Origin of the sequence: Bradyrhizobium sp. Rc3b, assembly GCF_900114915.1 — a bacterium.
Lineage (GTDB): Bacteria > Pseudomonadota > Alphaproteobacteria > Rhizobiales > Xanthobacteraceae > Bradyrhizobium.
In genome coordinates this window covers 340,155-356,663 of sequence record NZ_FOUS01000003.1, presented here as the reverse complement: position 1 = coordinate 356,663, position 16,509 = coordinate 340,155, and the positions used below count along the sequence as shown (strand labels likewise).

At 63.0% G+C, this 16,509-nt stretch carries 23 protein-coding genes and 1 pseudogene; 10 read left to right on the top strand and 14 right to left on the bottom strand.

Annotation, left to right across the window (positions count from 1 at the left end; all coding sequences use genetic code 11):
• Positions 1 to 8: 8 nt before the first annotated feature.
• From BM190_RS08530 to bfr, 3 genes are all read left to right on the top strand, one after another.
• Entirely contained in the window at positions 9 to 317 is a 309-nt protein-coding gene (locus BM190_RS08530; protein WP_092253565.1) for a hypothetical protein, read from the top strand.
• A gap of 160 nt (positions 318 to 477) precedes the next feature.
• Positions 478 to 750 carry a (2Fe-2S)-binding protein gene (locus tag BM190_RS08525; RefSeq protein WP_018318601.1) on the top strand — a complete coding sequence of 91 codons (273 nt, stop codon included), beginning with the start codon at positions 478 to 480 and terminating at the stop codon, positions 748 to 750.
• A 133-nt stretch (positions 751 to 883) separates the two neighbouring features.
• Positions 884 to 1,372, top strand: a complete 489-nt coding sequence (bfr, locus tag BM190_RS08520; protein ID WP_008556076.1) for a bacterioferritin — start codon at positions 884 to 886, stop codon at positions 1,370 to 1,372.
• 220 nt (positions 1,373 to 1,592) lie between these two features.
• Here the strand turns inward: bfr and BM190_RS08515 are convergent, their stop codons facing one another.
• The 3 genes and pseudogenes from BM190_RS08515 to BM190_RS08505 all read right to left on the bottom strand — a co-directional run bounded on the left by BM190_RS08515 (position 1,593) and on the right by BM190_RS08505 (position 3,844).
• Positions 1,593 to 2,195 carry an MSMEG_1061 family FMN-dependent PPOX-type flavoprotein gene (locus BM190_RS08515; RefSeq protein WP_092253988.1) on the bottom strand — a complete coding sequence of 201 codons (603 nt, stop codon included), beginning with the start codon at positions 2,193 to 2,195 and terminating at the stop codon, positions 1,593 to 1,595.
• Positions 2,196 to 2,272: 77 nt separating this feature from the next.
• Complete coding sequence (locus BM190_RS08510) at positions 2,273 to 2,626, bottom strand: hypothetical protein (protein WP_028145598.1); 354 nt, start codon at positions 2,624 to 2,626, stop codon at positions 2,273 to 2,275.
• 148 nt (positions 2,627 to 2,774) lie between these two features.
• Positions 2,775 to 3,844, bottom strand: a pseudogene (locus BM190_RS08505) (alpha/beta fold hydrolase).
• 125 nt (positions 3,845 to 3,969) lie between these two features.
• Here BM190_RS08505 and BM190_RS08500 point away from each other — a divergent pair.
• Together BM190_RS08500 and BM190_RS08495 are read left to right on the top strand one after the other, a co-directional pair.
• Positions 3,970 to 4,236, top strand: coding sequence for a DUF2277 domain-containing protein (locus BM190_RS08500; RefSeq protein ID WP_018318604.1), 267 nt, complete (start codon positions 3,970 to 3,972; stop codon positions 4,234 to 4,236).
• 98 nt (positions 4,237 to 4,334) lie between these two features.
• Positions 4,335 to 4,553: a hypothetical protein gene (locus BM190_RS08495; protein ID WP_026202044.1), complete on the top strand. Its 219-nt coding sequence runs from the start codon at positions 4,335 to 4,337 to the stop codon at positions 4,551 to 4,553.
• 159 nt (positions 4,554 to 4,712) lie between these two features.
• On the opposite strand, the gene BM190_RS08490 is transcribed toward BM190_RS08495, so the two are convergent.
• The 3 genes from BM190_RS08490 to BM190_RS08480 form a co-directional block, all read right to left on the bottom strand.
• Entirely contained in the window at positions 4,713 to 5,228 is a 516-nt protein-coding gene (locus BM190_RS08490) for a collagen-like domain-containing protein (RefSeq protein ID WP_092253986.1), read from the bottom strand.
• Positions 5,229 to 5,299: 71 nt separating this feature from the next.
• The gene (locus tag BM190_RS08485; protein ID WP_018318607.1) at positions 5,300 to 5,548 is read right to left on the bottom strand and encodes a helix-turn-helix domain-containing protein; all 249 of its coding nucleotides are present in this window, start codon (positions 5,546 to 5,548) and stop codon (positions 5,300 to 5,302) included.
• Between the two features lie 286 nt (positions 5,549 to 5,834).
• Positions 5,835 to 6,602 carry an SDR family NAD(P)-dependent oxidoreductase gene (locus tag BM190_RS08480; protein ID WP_092253562.1) on the bottom strand — a complete coding sequence of 256 codons (768 nt, stop codon included), beginning with the start codon at positions 6,600 to 6,602 and terminating at the stop codon, positions 5,835 to 5,837.
• 111 nt (positions 6,603 to 6,713) lie between these two features.
• Between BM190_RS08480 and BM190_RS08475 the strand changes: the two genes are divergently transcribed.
• Positions 6,714 to 7,211, top strand: coding sequence for a molecular chaperone DnaJ (locus BM190_RS08475; RefSeq protein WP_092253560.1), 498 nt, complete (start codon positions 6,714 to 6,716; stop codon positions 7,209 to 7,211).
• A 187-nt stretch (positions 7,212 to 7,398) separates the two neighbouring features.
• On the opposite strand, the gene BM190_RS08470 is transcribed toward BM190_RS08475, so the two are convergent.
• The 3 genes from BM190_RS08470 to BM190_RS08460 form a co-directional block, all read right to left on the bottom strand.
• Positions 7,399 to 7,650, bottom strand: a complete 252-nt coding sequence (locus BM190_RS08470; protein WP_018318610.1) for a hypothetical protein — start codon at positions 7,648 to 7,650, stop codon at positions 7,399 to 7,401.
• Between the two features lie 239 nt (positions 7,651 to 7,889).
• A complete protein-coding gene (locus BM190_RS40315) occupies positions 7,890 to 8,150 on the bottom strand; it encodes a hypothetical protein (RefSeq protein ID WP_018318611.1) in 261 nt (86 codons plus the stop codon).
• Positions 8,151 to 8,301: 151 nt separating this feature from the next.
• Positions 8,302 to 8,685 (bottom strand): RidA family protein, encoded by a 384-nt coding sequence (locus tag BM190_RS08460; protein ID WP_018318612.1) that lies wholly within the window; start codon positions 8,683 to 8,685, stop codon positions 8,302 to 8,304.
• Between the two features lie 480 nt (positions 8,686 to 9,165).
• Here BM190_RS08460 and BM190_RS08455 point away from each other — a divergent pair, with 480 nt between their 5' ends.
• Positions 9,166 to 9,600 (top strand): hypothetical protein, encoded by a 435-nt coding sequence (locus tag BM190_RS08455; RefSeq protein ID WP_018318613.1) that lies wholly within the window; start codon positions 9,166 to 9,168, stop codon positions 9,598 to 9,600.
• A gap of 123 nt (positions 9,601 to 9,723) precedes the next feature.
• On the opposite strand, the gene BM190_RS08450 is transcribed toward BM190_RS08455, so the two are convergent.
• On the bottom strand, positions 9,724 to 10,419 hold the full coding sequence (locus tag BM190_RS08450; protein ID WP_092253984.1) for a glutathione S-transferase family protein: 696 nt from the start codon (positions 10,417 to 10,419) through the stop codon (positions 9,724 to 9,726).
• Positions 10,420 to 10,599: 180 nt separating this feature from the next.
• Here BM190_RS08450 and BM190_RS08445 point away from each other — a divergent pair, with 180 nt between their 5' ends.
• Positions 10,600 to 12,156: an outer membrane protein gene (locus tag BM190_RS08445; RefSeq protein ID WP_092253557.1), complete on the top strand. Its 1,557-nt coding sequence runs from the start codon at positions 10,600 to 10,602 to the stop codon at positions 12,154 to 12,156.
• 149 nt (positions 12,157 to 12,305) lie between these two features.
• Here BM190_RS08445 and BM190_RS08440 read toward each other — a convergent pair whose 3' ends face one another.
• Positions 12,306 to 12,956, bottom strand: a complete 651-nt coding sequence (locus tag BM190_RS08440) for a glutathione S-transferase family protein (RefSeq protein WP_092253555.1) — start codon at positions 12,954 to 12,956, stop codon at positions 12,306 to 12,308.
• 356 nt (positions 12,957 to 13,312) lie between these two features.
• Here BM190_RS08440 and BM190_RS08435 point away from each other — a divergent pair, with 356 nt between their 5' ends.
• Both BM190_RS08435 and BM190_RS08430 read left to right on the top strand, forming a co-directional pair.
• Positions 13,313 to 13,537: a DUF6429 family protein gene (locus BM190_RS08435; protein WP_092253553.1), complete on the top strand. Its 225-nt coding sequence runs from the start codon at positions 13,313 to 13,315 to the stop codon at positions 13,535 to 13,537.
• Positions 13,530 to 14,093: an HD domain-containing protein gene (locus BM190_RS08430; RefSeq protein WP_409362461.1), complete on the top strand. Its 564-nt coding sequence runs from the start codon at positions 13,530 to 13,532 to the stop codon at positions 14,091 to 14,093. Before BM190_RS08435 ends, BM190_RS08430 begins: the two co-directional genes overlap by 8 nt.
• 118 nt (positions 14,094 to 14,211) lie before the next feature.
• Here the strand turns inward: BM190_RS08430 and BM190_RS08425 are convergent, their stop codons facing one another.
• The 3 genes from BM190_RS08425 to BM190_RS08415 all read right to left on the bottom strand — a co-directional run bounded on the left by BM190_RS08425 (position 14,212) and on the right by BM190_RS08415 (position 16,456).
• Positions 14,212 to 14,712 carry a mismatch-specific DNA-glycosylase gene (locus tag BM190_RS08425; RefSeq protein ID WP_092253551.1) on the bottom strand — a complete coding sequence of 167 codons (501 nt, stop codon included), beginning with the start codon at positions 14,710 to 14,712 and terminating at the stop codon, positions 14,212 to 14,214.
• 105 nt (positions 14,713 to 14,817) lie between these two features.
• Positions 14,818 to 15,288, bottom strand: a complete 471-nt coding sequence (locus BM190_RS08420; RefSeq protein WP_092253549.1) for a HEPN domain-containing protein — start codon at positions 15,286 to 15,288, stop codon at positions 14,818 to 14,820.
• A 1-nt stretch (position 15,289) separates the two neighbouring features.
• Positions 15,290 to 16,456 (bottom strand): DUF262 domain-containing protein, encoded by a 1,167-nt coding sequence (locus tag BM190_RS08415; RefSeq protein WP_092253547.1) that lies wholly within the window; start codon positions 16,454 to 16,456, stop codon positions 15,290 to 15,292.
• Positions 16,457 to 16,509: the final 53 nt, after the last annotated feature.

Genomic DNA, 16,509 nt, shown 5'->3' with positions numbered 1-16,509 from the left:
GGGAGGCGATGATGGGCAACGCGATGATCAATGCATTGATTGCTGCCGGGGTCGTGTCCGCGATCGGTTACGGCTGGATCACCCATCTTCAGAACCGCGGCCAGCGGCGCTCCCGCGCCGGGGCGGGCGGCGACGGCAGCAGCAGCGGCGACACCTATTCGGGCAGCAATAACGGCTTCTCGCTGGGAAGCTGGTTTTCCAGCGACAGTTCGGGCAGCCCGGCCGACGGCGGCAGCTGTTCCAGCAGCGATAGCGGCAGCAGTGGCGGCGATTGCGGTGGCGGCGGTGACGGTGGGGGAGGCGGTGGCGGCGATTAGATCCGCTCCAATCTTGATCCAGCGCAACCCTGAAATTTAGGGCCGTTCTAGGCTGCTTTTGGGCCAGTTTGGAATAGCTTCAAATACCGCTTTTTCCTTTTGCATCCGGCGGGCCCGTTAAATATCGATGATGACGCATCACGAAGGGCCTGCCGCTTCCATGATCGTTTGTTCCTGTAACGTGCTGAGCGATGACGACATCCGCGCCGCCGTCGCCGAGTCCGACGACGCCGTGCGCCATGCCAAGCAGGTCTATGGATGCCTCGGCTGTAGCGCCGAATGCGGCCGCTGCGCCCGGACGATCAAGACCATCATCGACGAAGCTCTCGGCCCTTGCGCCCAGTCCTGCTGTGCCGGCTGCCCGCACAACCACACCGTGGCTGCCAATGACGAGGCGGCCGAGCCCGCCCAGTTTGCCCTCGCGGCCTGCTGAAAGCCTTCGCCAGCTCAGCTGAGCTTTTCCCCGGCTGCGCCGCCGTAGCCAGTTGCCCTCATTCGTAAACTGACTTAGAAGCATTCTAAATTCGGTTTTGGGCCGATTTGGACTGCAAGAGCTGGAGTGAACCATGCAGGGCGACGCAAAAGTCATCGACTATCTCAACAAGGCACTGCGTCACGAACTGACTGCGATCAACCAGTACTGGCTGCACTACCGCTTCCTCGACAATTGGGGCCTCCTCGACATGGCCAAGGTCTGGCGCAAGGAGTCCATCGAGGAGATGGAGCACGCCGACAAGCTCACCGCGCGCATCCTGTTCTTTGACGGCTTTCCGAACATGCAGGTGCTCGATCCCTTGCGCATCGGCCAGAACGTCAAGGAGATCATCGAGTGCGACCTCGCTGCCGAGATGAGCGCGCGTGCGCTCTACCAGGAAGCGGCGACCTACTGCCACGGCGCCAAGGACTACGTCACGCGTGACCTGTTCGAGAAGCTGATGAGCGACGAGGAGCACCACATCGACTTCCTCGAAACCCAGCTCGACCTGATCGGCCGCATCGGCCTTGAACTCTACACCCAGAAGCACGTCGGCGGGCTCGAGGGCGAGGGGCATTAAGCTCGGGCATCGCTGCATACTCGGTGTCGTCCCGGCGAAGGCCGGGACCCACCGCGTGATCTATCTGGATGCGCCGGTATGAGCACCGGGGCACGAGTTCTTCACTGTTAGTCTTCGCAAAACCACTCCCTGTGGTTATCGCGACGAGCGCAAGCGCTCGCGCGGAGGTCCCGGATCTGCGCTGCGCTTGTCCGGGACGACACCGTGATTGTCGTCCCAACTACAACTGCGTCTTGTAAATCTCTTCCACAGTTTCCTGGCTCGCCGGTTCGCCGAGGCCAGTCTGGTCGTGAATGACCGTGACGATGCTGGGCATCACCGAGCGCTGCACTTTCTCTGGCGACCACAGCTTCGAGCGCATCAGCGCCTTGCCGCAATGGAAATAGACTTCGCTCACAGCGACGTTCAGCACCGCCCGCGGCGGCTTGCCGAATTCGACCATCGCGACGAGCAGATCCGGATCGGCCGACAGCGTGCCGCGTCCGCCGACGCGTAGCGTTTCGTCAATCCCGGGCACGAAGAACAACAGGTGCACGAAGCCCGAGCCTTCGACGACGTTGCGAAAACTGTCGATCCGGTTGTTGCCGGAGCGGTCAGGCATCAGCAATTGGTTGGGACCGGCGACGTGGACAAAGCCGGTGCCGCCGCCGCGTGGCGAGGCATCGACGCTGCCGTCCGCGCCCGACGTCGCGAGCACGCAGAACGGCGACATCTCGATGAACTTCTTCGCATGCGCATCGATCGCGGGCCGCGCTTTCGCGATCACGCGCGGGCTCGGCTTGGCATAGATGGTGGCGAGGTCTTCGGCGCAAAGATCGGTCAACGGCATGCCTCCGCTTCAGCTTGGCGGCAAGCTAGCCGATCGGGCCGCCTCCAGCCAATGGAATCGATAAAGACGCATTACACGGCGTCCGCCGGCACGAAGCAGCTTATGATGATGGCGCCGCGGTGGCGAACGTACCACACCACGGCCTGGCCGACCGGATTGCCCCGGTCGCGGATGATGGCGCGCTCCGGCACCTCCATCCACTGCCCTTCGATCGGCACCCAATAAGCGCCGCTGCGCACATCGTAGTCGGTGCGATGGCCGTCCGAGACGTCGCAGCAGGGCACGCCGTTCGGCGCGATCACGCTCTTGAACCAGGCGCGGATATCGGGCGGGATGTGGTCGTATTGCCCATTGTCGAATGCGAGTGCGGCGCTGGTCAGCGCCGTCATCGCGACCAGCCAAACGCACAGTGCGAGCCTGTGCATGCGATCCCTCCTCGTCGCGTCCCGCTATTCGCGCGCGAGTCTTGCTCGCGTCGATTCCATCGGTGACGCGATTAAGCCCGAGCTGTCAGCGCATTGCATGCCCAAATAATATGCGGCTCCGAAGTGCCGCACATGATGCGCTGCAAAATCAGCGGCGCGCCGATTCGATCGTTTGCTGCGGTGTGCTCTCCAGCAATTGCCGCACCTGCTCGCTGTAGAATTTCGCATTGCCGGTGGTGCCGTGGCCGCGCGTCTCGCCGCTCGCCGGGATCAAATAGAGACGGCCGTTCTTGACCCGCTTCATGGCAGCGTCCGTGATGCCGGTCTCGGGCGGGTTGCGCTCGTCGTCGGCGGAATTCAGCAGCAGCGATGCTTCGATGGCCTCCAGCTTCTCGCCGGCATTATAGTCGTGCGAGGACTCCCACTGGTAGACGAAGTCGTTGGCGTCCGCCGTGATCGGCGCCGCCAGCCGGTCGTCGACGATCTTGTCCGCCTTGGCCGCGTTCGGCGCCTGCGATTGGTAGGCCAGCGTGCCGCCGATGCTGGCGATGCCGTAGGCGGTGATGGCATATTTCATCATGCGCGGCTCGCTGGTGTAATTGCCGCCATTGTAGTCCGGGTCGTTGCGGATGGTGTCGAGCATGATCCGCCGCAGCATCCAGTTGCGCGACGCCATCTCGGTCGGCTGCGAGGCCATCGGGATCAGTGCGTCCATCGCGTTCGGATTATTTCGCGCCCCACAGCCAGCTGTGCATGCCGCCCATCGAATTGCCGATGACGAGCCGCAAATGCTTGACGCCGAGGCCCTCCGTCACCAGGCGATGCTGCGCTTCGACCATGTCGTCGTAATCGTATTTCGGGAAGCTCGTCTTCATCCCGTCGGAGGGCTTCGACGATTTGCCATGACCGATGCCGTCGGGAAGGATGATGTAGTATTTGGAGGCGTCGAGCGGTTGCCCCGCGCCGAACAGCTCGCCGGCGAAGGCGGGTGACAGCATGCTTGCGCCCGAGCCGCCCGTGCCGTGCAGCACCAGCACCGGTGGAGGGCTCGCCGATTGTGGTGTAGTGCAGCTTCAGCTCCGCCATGGTCTCGCCGGTGTGGAACTTGAAATCCCTGGCGATCCAGTCGCCCTGCTTCGGTGCCGGATAATCCGCGGCCAGGACCGGGATTGAAAAGGACAGGAGGGCAGCCGACAGTGCGGCGCAGGAAGCCTTCATGCTTTTCTCCCCATTGCGGCTCATGGTCGGCGGCCGCGTTACGGCGGGACTTAGCAGAAATGCACAGAAGGATGTAGGATTTCGGCTCCGCCGATCGTCTTCAAGGAAACATCCGGGGCCCCTGCATGTGCCGCAACATCAAGACGCTGTTCAACTTCGAGCCGCCGGCGACGGAGGATGAAATCCATGCCAGCGCGCTCCAGTTCGTGCGAAAACTGTCCGGCTTCAACAAGCCGTCGCAGGCCAACGAGGCGGCGTTCGACCGCGCAGTGGCCGAGGTCTCACAGGCCGCGCGAAATCTCCTGACCTCGCTGCACACCCATGCGCCGGCGCGGGACCGTGAGGTCGAGGCGGAAAGGGCCAGGGAGCGCTCGCGGCTGCGCTTCGGTTAGTGGGCTAGGGTAATTCATTCCGTGATCTGGCTCACGGTACGGGGGCGTCTCCTCCTGCAATGATGTGTGCCGGGGTTTTGACAGCCGGAGCACGACCCATGAGCCGCCCCCTTCTTCCTCTGAAAGCAGGTGCCATTGTCCTCACACTGCTGTGGACCGCGTGGATGATGTGGTGGAGCGGCTCGTTCTCGAGCGCCAACGTGATCATCCTGGCCCTGTGCGGCGCGGCGGTGGGCTATCTCTGGTATCGCGCCATGCGCTGGCAATTCGAGCGCATGGGCATGCTGCCGCGCAAGGATGATTCATCGGCTTCCTAAACCGAGGCTCGTGTCCCGGACGCGGCGCAGTGCGTCAGCGCTGCGACGCAGTGCCGGGACCCAGAAAATCGCGAGAAAAGCTCTTGGTCAGATGGGCGCCGGCCCAGCAGCGCGTCACTGCGTGCTGCGCTGCGTCGGGGCACGGGCGCGCCACTAATCCTAGTGACCGTGCTTCTTCTTTTTCTTCTTTTTCTTGTGCGCGTCGCCTTCGCTGTCGTCGCTCGCGTCGTCGACGATGCCCTCATCGGGCTCCTGCACGGCGGCCTCCAGCGCCTCGCGTTCGGCGGCGTCGCGCTCGCGCTGGCGGCGGCGCTCGTCCCAGGCGTCGAACAGTTGCTCGAGCCACGGCAGCAGCTGTTCGATCGAGGGCAATTGACCGGCAGGCCCAGCCTCGCCGCGCGGGCCTTGCGGTCCCGCCGGCCCTTGAGGTCCGGCAGGCCCCTGCGCGCCGGCGGCCCCACGCGGGCCAGCCTCACCCTGCTTGCCTTGCGGACCGGGCTTGCCCTGAGGTCCCGGCTTTCCGAGCGGCCCCGGCTTTCCCTGCGGTCCCGGCTTGCCGCGCGCGCCGTCGGGACCGCGCCGGCCGGGATGACCCTGCGGTCCCGGCCGTCCCGGTTCACCCTGCCGTCCGCGCGGCCCTTGAGATCCCTGCCGTCGTCCCTGATCGTCTGCCACGCCACTGCTCCCCATGATCGGAAGCAAGCTACTTAGCGGCGTTTGACGACAGCAGCAATTCCGCCCACGCGCTAATCCTGATAGGCGGGCACCTCGATGCCGGACGCGGCATAGAGCTTGATCTTGTTGCGCAGCGTACGCACCGACAGGCCGAGCACGCGCGATGCGCGTGTGCGGTTGCCGTCGCAGCGCGCAAGCGTCTGAAGCACGAGCTCGCGCTCGACCTCGTCGACGGTGGCGCCGATCAGAAGCGGAACGATCTGGTTAGGAGCAAGGAATTGCGCGCCCGACTCGGACGCAGCGACATGAACAGTGGTCATCAACACACCTCCCGATCAACGCCCGCTGCCATCTTTGGAAGCGGATCGAGAACCAACGACCCCCAAGCCGTAGATCCACGGTGGGCGGGTTTGGTTAATGAAAGGTTAATCGCGGACGATCGCACCAATTGACCTCAGGAATGCCGCTAAGCCGCCGCGATTTGCGCCAGATGCATCGTGATGCGGGACTATCTCTTCCACACACGCGGTGTCATCGTCCGGTCCAGTGGCGCAATTGCCTACACGGCGGACGATGATCCCGTGCTTCGGGATAGTGAGTCGCGCCTCACACCGTCCGATAGCCGCCGTCCACCATCACGATCGTTCCCGTGACATAAGCCGACAGATCCGAGGCGAGGAAGATCGCGGGCCCGACGATATCCTCGGGCTTGCCGGTGCGCGCCAGCGGGGTGTGGTCGACGAAGGCCTGCACCAGCGCCGGATTGGTCGCGCGCACATTGGCGTTGATGTTGGTCTCGATGAAGCCCGGCCCGATCGCGTTGACGCGCACGCCCTCCTTGCCGAGTTCGACCGCGAGCGCCTTGGTAAAGCCGAGCACGCCGTGTTTCGAGGTCGTGTAAGCCGCCGAGCTTGGCGTGCGCAGGTGCACGAAGGACTGGATCGAGCCGATATTGACGATGCGGCCTTTGCTCGCGCGCAAGGGTGCAAGGAAGGCCTGCGTCATGTTGAAGACGCCGTTGAGGTTGAGCGAGATGATGTCGTTCCAGTCCTTCGCCACCGTCTCGGTCTCCGCGGTGAAGGCGTTGCGGCGGGTGATGCCGGCATTGTTGACGAGGATCGAGACCTGCCCGACCTCGCCCGCGACCTGCTTGGCCAGCGCAAAACAGTCCTCGCGGCTGACAACGTCGAGCGCAAAACTCTCGGCCTTGCCGCCCGCTTTGCGGATCTCCTGTGCGGCCTCCGCGACCGTGTCGGCATTGACGTCGAGCAGCACCACTTGCGCGCCCTCGCGGGCGTAGCCGGCCGCGATGGCGTGGCCGATGCCGGAACCGGCGCCCGTGACGACGGCGATGTGGTTTGCGAGCAATGCCATTACATTTTCCTCCCGATTTCGTTTCGAAGTTTCACGAAACGCTAACTCGAAATTAAGGGGTCGGAAACGGCAGCCTTGGCATACTGATCTTCATTGCTAAACGTTGCGCGCATGATGGAACGGCTCGACTCCCGGCTCGACTCCTGGAAACCCGCCCTCGAACGCCTGCGGTCGGCGCAATCGGCCGATTGGGCCGAGGCGGGCCGGCTCGTGGCCGAGATCGCGCGGATGAGCGTCGATGCCACGCTGCGACAGGCCGCCGAGCAGGCGCTTCCGGTGCTTCGCCAGGCGGTCGACAATGACGATCACGGCGTCACGCTGGCGGCCCAGCGCCGCATCGGCGTCGTTCTCGAAGTCGTTCATGATCTGACAGCGCCGCGCTTCGGCCGCCGCAACGCCATGCCGAAACAGCTGTCCAGCGAGGATCGCGCCCGCAAGATGCTTGGTCTGCCGCTCGCGGTGCAGCTCACCTGCGAGGACATCAACCAGGCCTATCGCCGCGCCGCCAAGGGCATGCATCCCGACCACGGCGGCAGCGCGCAAGCCTTCATCGACCTCGCCGCCGCGCGCGACGTCCTGATCCATCCCGGCGCGCACAAGGACGCGTGAGAGGGCTTGACGATATCTCGTAGGGTGGGCAAAGGCGCTTCGCGCCGTGCCCGCCATTTGCTCGTTGTTGAAAGGCGTGGGCACGGCGCGCGAAGTGCGCGCCTTTGCCCACCCTACGACATCTCGGAAAAACAAGCGGGCAAGGACGCATGGTCCTTGCCCGCTCTTCGTCCGCCGATCGAAAATCTTACCAGGTGCACTGACCGTTCTTCAGCGCGGCATCCTTCACCGCGAGGGCGTCGATGAAGGTCGGCACGGATGCGCTGGCGCGATGATAGCCGGCCGGCCACGGTGTGGTCGGGATGCTCTCGTCCCAGATCTGGCACAGGCCGGTGTCCTGCCAGCGGATCAGGTGATAGCTGGCTTCCGCAGGGCTCGCCGCGACGAAGGCGGTGACGGCAAGACCGGCGGCAGCGCACAGCACGGAAATACGACGCATGATCAGCTCCTCAAATGAATGATGTGATGTGCCTCCCGGCAATGACGGGGAGGGCTGGTGCGGGACGTCTTGGGGGATGCGCCCCGGACAAGATGTGAGTAGTTCCGCAGGCCGGCCAGGTTCAAAGCGCGCGGGCGGGACATGGCTGAATTCGGCCGGAAAACGCGCGGGTCCCGCAAAAAGAAGAAGGCGGACCGCTCGCGCGACCCGCCCTCGAAATCCGATCCGTTGCAAAAAGCTCAGAGCGTGCAGCGGCGCTCGGCGCGCATCTTGATCTGGACGTCGGAAGCGGCCTGGAAGGTCGGGAGCGGCTTGCTGACGACCTTGTAGGTCGACACCCCAATTTGAAGCGGCTTGTACTGCAGGTCTTCGTTCCAGACCTGGCAGATGCCGGTGTTGTCCCAGCGGATCACGTAATAGCCGACCTTGGCGGATGCGGGCACGGCGAACACGGAACTTGCGATGCCGGCAACGGCACAGAGGGCGAGAACGCGACGCATGAAATATCTCCTTGTGGGGAAGTGGGACGCAAAAATTCGTGCGGTAAAAGCAGGTCCTTTGCAAGCCGGTGAGCTGCCGTTCACGGACATGTCAGCTGTTCCCCAAGCATTTGGTTCGGCCGCGTGCCCGGCAAGCCACACGCTCCGTGGCTCACTTCGCCAGCGAGGCCACCGCCTCGATCTCGATCAGCATCTTCGGATCGGGCAGGGCCTGCACCACGCAGGTGGTGCGGGCCGGATAGGGCGGCGGGCCGAAGGCGCCGGCATAGAGCGCGTTCATGGCGGCGACGTCGGAGGCGCGGGTCAAGAGCACGTTGACCTTGACGAGGTCGCGGACACCGGCGCCGGCCTCGTCCAGCACGCGCTTGATGTTGACGACGACATTGGCGAACTGCGCCTCGAAACCGTCGGGCAGCGCACCATTGGCATCGAAGCCCGGAATGCCCGAGACGAACAGGAGATCGCCGACGCGCGTCGCAAAGGACAGCGGCGGCGCCTTCACGTGCGGCGGGGGCGCGAAATGCTGGATCGGCATGGCATCACCTCGAATTAGGAACGGGCGCGTAGCCCGCATGAGCGTAGCGACATGCGGGAGACTTGCAATCGGGTTGCGGAGACGGGCAAGAACAAAAACGCGAAAACAACCCCATGCACAGTAGAGATCATGCGGAGATCATTGAGCTTCTATAATTCGGTAAAGGCTAAACACTCAAGTTGCTCCGTCGGGCAAAACAAGGGCAGAATGGGATGATGGCGATGCGCGACCTTGTGCCCGAGCCTCCGCCGTCATGCCCCGGCTTTGACCGGGGCATCCAGTACGCCGCGGCCTCTCGGCTCAATCACCGCCGCCTCTGGAATACTGGATCGCCCGGTTGAACCGGGCGATGACGGTTGAGTGCGACGCTGCACCTTGTGTCTCAGGGCAGTCCCATCATGTTGCCGCCCCGATCGATCGGATAGATTCGGCTCGTCTGATTCGCTTTCCCCCCTTGAAAAATAGCCCCCGGAGACGTCCATGAAGATTGCATCCACCTTCCGCGCCGCGCTGGTCGCCATTGCCGCCCTGGCCGGGCTCTCGACCTCGGCGATGGCCGACAGCGGTTTCGTGACGCTGACGATCTACAAGGCCGGCTGGATCATCGGCGGCTCAGGCGGGAGCGGCGTGCTCAACTTCCGCGGCCGCACCTATGGGCTCTCCACCGGCGGCCTCGACTACGGCCTCGTCTTCGGCGGTTCAAAGACGGTGCTGCGCGGCCGCGTCTCCAACATCAACCGTCCCTCCGATGTCGCCGGGGTCTACGGCGCCGCCGGCGCGGGCCTCGCCGTGGGCGCCGGCGCCCGTGCCATCGTGCTCACCAACCAGAAGGGCGCCGTGCTGGAGCTGACGGGCACGCAGGTCGGGTTGATGGCGAATGCGGATCTCAGCGGCCTTGCGATCACGATGCGGTAGGCCAGGGTATCGTAGGGTGGGTTAGCCGCTTGGCGTAACCCACCGCTTCTGTCACCGCGGAAAGCGAAGAGGTGGGTTACGCGCATCGGCCCGCGCATCGCGCAGCCGCTGCGCTGACCCACCCTACGATTTTCCGACCGCCGCATGAATCCGCTCGCAATGCGCGACGAGATTCTTCTGCGCATCCACGAACGCCTTCAGCGGCGTCGGGATCGGAAAATAATAGATGTTCGCGACAAAGCCATAGATGCCGGCATCGACGCTCGTTGGCGCCGCGCCGTGCACGAAGCCCGCGGCGGGTACGATCTCGGCCAGCACCTGCAAATCGGCGAGCCCGCGCGCGTAAGCCTGCTCCGGCGTGTAGCGGCCGATGCCCTGGTAATGATAGCGCTGCGCATTATACGCCTTGGCCTTCTCGAACCCTTCCGCACTCACTTGCGGATGCTGCGCGATGAAGCCGTCGCGGAACGCCGGATAATAGCGCTCGTCCTTCCAGCGCGAATACGACATCACCCAATAGAGATCGTCGAGCATGCGCGTGACGAGGAGATTGGTGCGACTCTGCGCCGGTGAAAGTCCGGCATCGATGGTGAGACGATATTTCGCGATCACATGCGCGATGATGGTCTCGCTGTCGCCGATGCTCTCGCCGTCGTCGACGACGTAAGGCAGCTGCCCGCGCGGTGCGGCCGAGGCATCGAAGATATGCTCGTGCACGAACGACACGGCTGCGAGCTTGAGGAAGGCGTAGACCTTGAGGCCGTAGCCGTTGTTGTCGGCGACGCCGAACAGTTGCGGGTAGGAATAGAGGGTCAGCATGGGCGGGCTCCCTTCCACCCGGAGTCGTATCGCTGCAGTGACAGGCTTGCAACAATCCGGCGCCTTGTCGGCGGTGTCGTTCGATCGGAGGACGCGAGGGATCGCCCGTTCGCAGTATGGATTCGGCCTGAAATACTTGCCCCAGGGCCCGCCATGCGATGTTCATCGACCCGCCGAAACATGCCGGCATTGTCTTGCGGCGGTGCGCTTCTGGTCGGGCTCGCCTTCGCAGCACCGGCACGGGCTGCGGACCTCGCGGCAAAGCCGTTGACCAAGGCGCCGCCGGTCGCGGTCTCGTCGTGGACCGGCTTCTATGCCGGCCTCGGCCTCGGCTTTCGATCGACGGCCGCCGATCTCACCACCACCTCGGTGCTGGAGGACGGCGTTCCCCGTGACATCGGCGATGCCGTCGTCAGTCAGCCGTTCGATGGCCCGGGTCTTCGCGTCAATCCCTATGCCGGTTTCAATTGGCAGGTGGCACCGAGCTGGGTCCTCGGCGTCGAAGGCGATGTCGGTTTTGGCAACCAGACCACCATCCTCCAGGGGTTTCGCGCCTCGCCGCGGGCCGGCTCGTCCACCTTCCTCGCCGACAGCCTCGCGCTCGAGGCCGGCTGGGATGCGAGCCTGCGCGGCCGCGCCGGCTATCTGCTGACGCCGGCGACACTGGCCTATGTGACGGGCGGACTTGCCTGGCAGCAGTTCGACGTCACCTCGGTCTGCGTCGGCGCCACCTGCAACAATGCGCTGCCCGCCGTGGTGTCGAACTCCGCCATCAAGACCGGGTGGACGCTCGGCGGCGGCCTCGAGACCGCGCTAGGGGGCAATTGGCTGCTGCGCGCCGACTATCGCTACGCCGATTTCGGAACCACGCCGTTCGCCCTCGCGCGCACCAGAAGCGGCGCGGGGCCCACGCTGACGGTCGACAATTTCGACACCAGTCTGCGGACCCACACGGCGAGCGTCGGCCTCGCCTACAAGTTCGGCGCTCCCGTCACCGGTGGCGGTTGGCATCCGCTGCAGGCGCAGGCCGCCATGCTGCCGTCCTGGACGGGTGCGTATCTCGGCCTTGGCCTCGGAGCGCGCGCCACGCGCACCGACCTGACGGCAACGTCGGAGACCATTGGCGGCTCTGCGTTCGACCTCGCCAAGCGCGCCAACAACCGCCCGATGGACAACACCGCGTTTCGCGCCAGCCCCTATGCGGGCTATCTCTGGCAGCTCGCCCCGCAATGGACCGCCGGCGTCGAGGGCGACGTCGGCTTCGCCGACCGCACCACCATGCGCGAAGGTTTTACCAGCATCCATCTCGCCGACTCCCAGGCGCCGGGCGAGAGCCTTTCGATCCGCAGCCGCTGGGACGCATCCTTGCGCGCGCGCGCCGGCTATCTCGTCAACCCCCACACCATGCTCTATGCCACAGCCGGCGCGGCGTGGCAGAACTTCGAATTGACCTCAACCTGCACCAGCCGCAACTGCAGCGGCTTCTTCGCGCTGTCCTCGCCGATCATCAATTCGTCGACCACGAAGATGGGCTGGACGCTCGGCGGCGGCCTGGAGACGGTGCTGTGGGGCAATTGGCTCGCGCGCGCCGAATACCGCTATGTCGACTACGGCAGCACCGGTTTCACCGTCGCACGGTCGAGCGGCCGACCCGAGTTCAATCCGTCCGTCAATACCTATGACGTCGCGATGCGGACGCATCTGGCGACGTTCGCCGTGACGTATCGGTTTCAGTGAGGCGGCGCGTAGTCGTAGGGTGGGTTAGCCGAGCGGCTGCGCGAAGCGCGGCCCGCGCGGCGTAACCCACCTCTTTTGTGTCCGCCGATATAGACAGAGGTGGATTACGCTGAGGGACTGCGCTTCGCGCAGCCCGGGGCTAATCCACACTACGACTGTGATGCAGCCCTAAACACCGCAAGCTGCGCATCGAACGCCCGCTTGAACGCCGGCCGCGCTTCACCGCGCGCGACATAGGCGGCGATCTCGGGATATTCGTCCACCAGGCCAGATGTGTTCAGCCGCCGCAGCACCGTCACCATCATGAGGTCGCCGGCGCTGAACGCGCCGTCGAGCCAGTCGGCACCACCGATGTGGCGGGACAATTCGCCGAGCCTGACACGGACGCGCTCCTGCAGCATGGGCAGCCGCTCCGCGTACCAGTTCCTGTCGCGCTCGAACAGCATGGCCATGGTGAGCTCGACGATCGGCGGCTCCGCCGTGCTCAGCGCAGCGAACATCCAGGCGATCGCGCGGGCGCGCGCATTGGCGTCCTTCGGCAGCAAGCCATCGTGGCGTTCTGCGATATGCAGCACGATTGCGCCCGACTCGAACAGAGTGAGATCGCCATCCTCATAGGTCGGAATCTGCCCGAACGGATGCCGCGCGCGGTGCGCCGGCGCCTTCATCTCGGCGAACGAGACAAGGTGAACGTCGTAAGGTTGCCCGACTTCCTCGAACGCCCAGCGAACCCGCATGTCGCGCGCCTGTCCCCGGCCGCGGTCGGGGGAGTTTTCGAAGGCGGTGATGGTGGGGGGCATCTAGGGCTCCGGGTTGATCGCCGTTTAGCTTTGCAGAGGACGAACGGCTGGTGCGGATTCCGACAACGGTTCGATTCTTATCTCGCGTGCTGCCAAACCAACGGTGTCGTCCCGGCGAACGACGGGACCCATACCGCGTGATTTATCTGTTGCGGTTGGTCCCCGTACCGAAACGACCAGTCCCGTAGGGTGGGCAAAGGCGCGCTCTTCGCGCCGTGCCCACGCGTTGCCGGACCCACGGAAAGATCGTGGGCACGGCGCAAGAGCGCCTTTGCCCACCCCACGCCGCTGAGTCGCCATTGCAGATTGCCTGTTACGCAATAGGATATCCTCCGCCCGCTCCGGAGGAGATCACGATGGCCATCAACAACGACAAGATCGACGACGCGGCGCTCGCCCTGCTTTACCTGACTCTGCACGACGGCTATCGGGCCTGGAAGGGGTTTGATTGGGACGTGCTCGGCCGCCTGCATGACAAGGGCATGATTGACGATCCCGTCGGCAAGGTGAAATCCGTGGTGTTTACGGAGGAAGGCCTCGAACGTGCGAAGAGGCTGTTCAAGGAACTGTTCGATGAATGATGCCTTGCCGATGAATCGGGAACAGTTGGCCGCGGCCTATGCGGCGCCCGGCCGCCACTATCACAATCTCGCGCATATCGAGGATTGCCTCGCCGCGCTCGCGGGTGTCGAAGGTCTTTCGGCCGCCGAGCGCGAGACGCTGTCGGAGGCGATCTGGTGGCACGACGTCGTGTACGACCCGACCCGGTCGGATAACGAGGAGCGCAGCGCGGAGCTCGCCGAGCAGCATGTCCGCGCCGAGCTTCGTCAGGAGGTCGGCCGCCTGATCCGCCTTACCAAGACGCACGAAATTGCCGCCGGCGATCGTCTCGGTGCGATCCTGATCTCGATCGACCTCAGCATTCTCGGCACTGATGCCGCGCGCTACGACGCCTATGCCGCCGCGATCCGCCGGGAATTCATCCACGTCGGCGAAGACGACTATCGCATCGGCCGTGCCCGCGTGCTTCGCCATTTTGCTGCACGCGAGGTGATCTTTCCCGATCCGGATTTCGCCGCGAGGTTCGATCGGCAAGCCCGCGTCAACCTCGCGCGGGAGCTGAAGGCGTTGGGCTGAAGTGCCGTAGGGTGGGCAAAGGCGGGTGGGCAAAGGCGCGCCCTTCGCGCGCCGTGCCCACGTCCTGCCGGACCCATGGAAAGATCGTGGCCACGGCGCAAGAGCGCCTTTGCCCACCCTACGCAGCGATCCGCGCCGCAAGCTCACGCCACGGCTCAATCGTCCAATGCCCGGACGCCGCACCCGACGGCGACGGCAGCACGAAGATCTCCGGCCAGCTCTCATCGCGCGCCTGCCGCCCCAGCGCTATCGCAACTGACGGCCGGCCGTAAAACAAGCTCGCCGCCTTCTTGCTCGTGAACGCAATCGTCCGCGGCCGATATTTTTCGATCTTCGCCCTGAAGCCTGATACGTCGATCGTCTCCGCCGCGATCTGGTGATCCATCCCGGCGCCCGTCTTGCAGAGATCGGTGAAGCCGATCCCGAGCGCGATCAGCGATGCGAACTCGCTTGGCTGATACCGCCGTGGCGTGATGCCGGCCTCATGGATCGCGCGCCAGAAGCGGTTGCCGGGATGGGCGTAGTAGTGTCCGACTTCAGCCGAGCGCGTCGAGGCGGCGGTGCCGACGAAGACGAGGCGGAGGTTGGGGCGGAGCTGGTCGGGGAGGCGGTGGGTCAAACACGGACCATAGATCGTTGGTGTTGCGCGTTGCCCGACTGAGCCCCAAACCGGAAAGCCGCATTTGTCTGCAGCTCAACGCGAAGAATGCGCTATCCTGCGATCTTATTTGGCAAACTTGACGATTTCCAAACAAAGCTGCCGCGCCGCCGGCACCCACTGCAATAGGGAAGTGACTCCCATCGAGACACTTTCGCCATGCGCAATGCGGTTCCTATTGGAAACAATGGACTTTATCTTATCTTCGCCTACGGCATCGATTACGGATCCAATGTGAGACCCCCAGTCTGGGTCGAACCTCGAAAGAGTCTCCTTGATATATCCGGGGGAAGGATTCCTTCCCGTCTTAAGCGACTCGGAAACAAAGGCGCTCAGGCGATCGTCACCAAATCTATCAGCGTAAGACACCGCAGTATCGATCAATGCCTGTTCGATAGCTGCGCACGTCAGAAGACAACCATAACGAACCAACTGCGATTGAATGAAGTCGCCATCGCCTCCGGGAAGGCTGATTGGAGCGCTTTTGGCTTGGGAAATTAGATTGTCGACTTGATCCAAAATGCCATGACTTCTCATCTTACGTCACACTGGCGAAAGCCGATGTTGCAAGCTTGATACGATTCTTAACGCTCTCTTCGTCCGCCGTTGCTCGTTGATAGTTGCGACGAAAAGTTTCGTCTGCAAGAAGTGCAGCGTACGCATTGGCGAATTCGTCTTTGTTACTAACATTGCCATTCTGGAGCCGCTTGGCGCAACCGATCATCATTGCATCAAAGACCGCGGCATTGATGGCCTTCTCCGGACGAAATGCTCGATCTCCTAAAACATCATAGAAGACATCTAGTGTCCTTACAAAAAGAGCTACAAGATCGGCGAAGGATTGGTCGGATATGTCTTTGTTTGCCTCGAGATAGTCATCAAGAAAGACGCGCATCGGTCGCTTATAGCTGTCGACGGCGTGCAGTAATGCAAAGAACCGAAGGATCAGTTCTTCGTCCTTCAGTCGTGGACTCCTTCTGCCATAAATTCTGCGCCAATTCGGAAGCTCAGCAGCTTCGCCCAACTTTACGACGAAGGTGCCGTGGCTAACGCACGCTCTTATTTCCTGGGGCGAGAGACGAAGGCCGCCGGTGTTAATTCTTTCAAAGACCTCGTAGATGCTGCGATCTTTAGCCTTTGGATGATCTTGACGAAATATCGTCGCATGAATGAGGTAGTTCTCGATTTCGTCTCGATCGTCTTTGTCCAATTTCTGGAATGTCCTCCCTTCCCATGCAGGATCCACATCTACCAGATCGAACGGCGTGACGACTTCAACGTCCTTCCCTCCTTGCTTTCGAGTCTTCGTCTCCCAAGTTCCTGACAGAAATCTGTCCAAAGTAATCAGCCGCTGTTGTCCATCGACGATGAGTTGCTTCTTATCCTTCAGATAGACAAAGATACCAGGCACAGGGAGGCCAAGGAGAATAGATTCGACAAATCGCGATGCTTGGCGTTGGGTCCAGACAAATTTCCGCTGAAATGGCGCAGGGATGAGAATTTCATGTCCAAGTCGTCGTCTAAGATCAAACACGGAAAGGTCGGCGCCATAAGACGTGATCCGAAAGCGTGTTGGTGCTAGCTTTTCGTCTTCCGTCTCGTCGATGACGTTCAGTTCGTCGGAGACCTGCTCAAGTGCTAGCTTGTCTTCAGTAGCTGCTGCTGCATCGGAATGCTCAATTTCGTCGAATAGTGTTTTGGCCATGAAAACTCCCGTTCGAATGAGGTTTGCGAATGCATCGTTCGCCTTGCCGAGTG

Bases quoted from the DNA above. Each gene is read 5' to 3' on its own strand.
- BM190_RS08530 (WP_092253565.1), top strand. From the start codon at position 9: ATGATGGGCAACGCGATGATCAATGCATTGATTGCTGCCGGGGTCGTG.
- BM190_RS08525 (WP_018318601.1), top strand. From the start codon at position 478: ATGATCGTTTGTTCCTGTAACGTGCTGAGCGATGACGACATCCGCGCC.
- bfr (WP_008556076.1), top strand. From the start codon at position 884: ATGCAGGGCGACGCAAAAGTCATCGACTATCTCAACAAGGCACTGCGT.
- BM190_RS08510 (WP_028145598.1), bottom strand. From the start codon at position 2,626: ATGCACAGGCTCGCACTGTGCGTTTGGCTGGTCGCGATGACGGCGCTG.
- BM190_RS08500 (WP_018318604.1), top strand. From the start codon at position 3,970: ATGTGCCGCAACATCAAGACGCTGTTCAACTTCGAGCCGCCGGCGACG.
- BM190_RS08495 (WP_026202044.1), top strand. From the start codon at position 4,335: ATGAGCCGCCCCCTTCTTCCTCTGAAAGCAGGTGCCATTGTCCTCACA.
- BM190_RS08485 (WP_018318607.1), bottom strand. From the start codon at position 5,548: ATGACCACTGTTCATGTCGCTGCGTCCGAGTCGGGCGCGCAATTCCTT.
- BM190_RS08480 (WP_092253562.1), bottom strand. From the start codon at position 6,602: ATGGCATTGCTCGCAAACCACATCGCCGTCGTCACGGGCGCCGGTTCC.
- BM190_RS08475 (WP_092253560.1), top strand. From the start codon at position 6,714: ATGATGGAACGGCTCGACTCCCGGCTCGACTCCTGGAAACCCGCCCTC.
- BM190_RS08470 (WP_018318610.1), bottom strand. From the start codon at position 7,650: ATGCGTCGTATTTCCGTGCTGTGCGCTGCCGCCGGTCTTGCCGTCACC.
- BM190_RS40315 (WP_018318611.1), bottom strand. From the start codon at position 8,150: ATGCGTCGCGTTCTCGCCCTCTGTGCCGTTGCCGGCATCGCAAGTTCC.
- BM190_RS08460 (WP_018318612.1), bottom strand. From the start codon at position 8,685: ATGCCGATCCAGCATTTCGCGCCCCCGCCGCACGTGAAGGCGCCGCCG.
- BM190_RS08455 (WP_018318613.1), top strand. From the start codon at position 9,166: ATGAAGATTGCATCCACCTTCCGCGCCGCGCTGGTCGCCATTGCCGCC.
- BM190_RS08450 (WP_092253984.1), bottom strand. From the start codon at position 10,419: ATGCTGACCCTCTATTCCTACCCGCAACTGTTCGGCGTCGCCGACAAC.
- BM190_RS08445 (WP_092253557.1), top strand. From the start codon at position 10,600: ATGCCGGCATTGTCTTGCGGCGGTGCGCTTCTGGTCGGGCTCGCCTTC.
- BM190_RS08440 (WP_092253555.1), bottom strand. From the start codon at position 12,956: ATGCCCCCCACCATCACCGCCTTCGAAAACTCCCCCGACCGCGGCCGG.
- BM190_RS08435 (WP_092253553.1), top strand. From the start codon at position 13,313: ATGGCCATCAACAACGACAAGATCGACGACGCGGCGCTCGCCCTGCTT.
- BM190_RS08430 (WP_409362461.1), top strand. From the start codon at position 13,530: ATGAATGATGCCTTGCCGATGAATCGGGAACAGTTGGCCGCGGCCTAT.
- BM190_RS08420 (WP_092253549.1), bottom strand. From the start codon at position 15,288: ATGAGAAGTCATGGCATTTTGGATCAAGTCGACAATCTAATTTCCCAA.
- BM190_RS08415 (WP_092253547.1), bottom strand. From the start codon at position 16,456: ATGGCCAAAACACTATTCGACGAAATTGAGCATTCCGATGCAGCAGCA.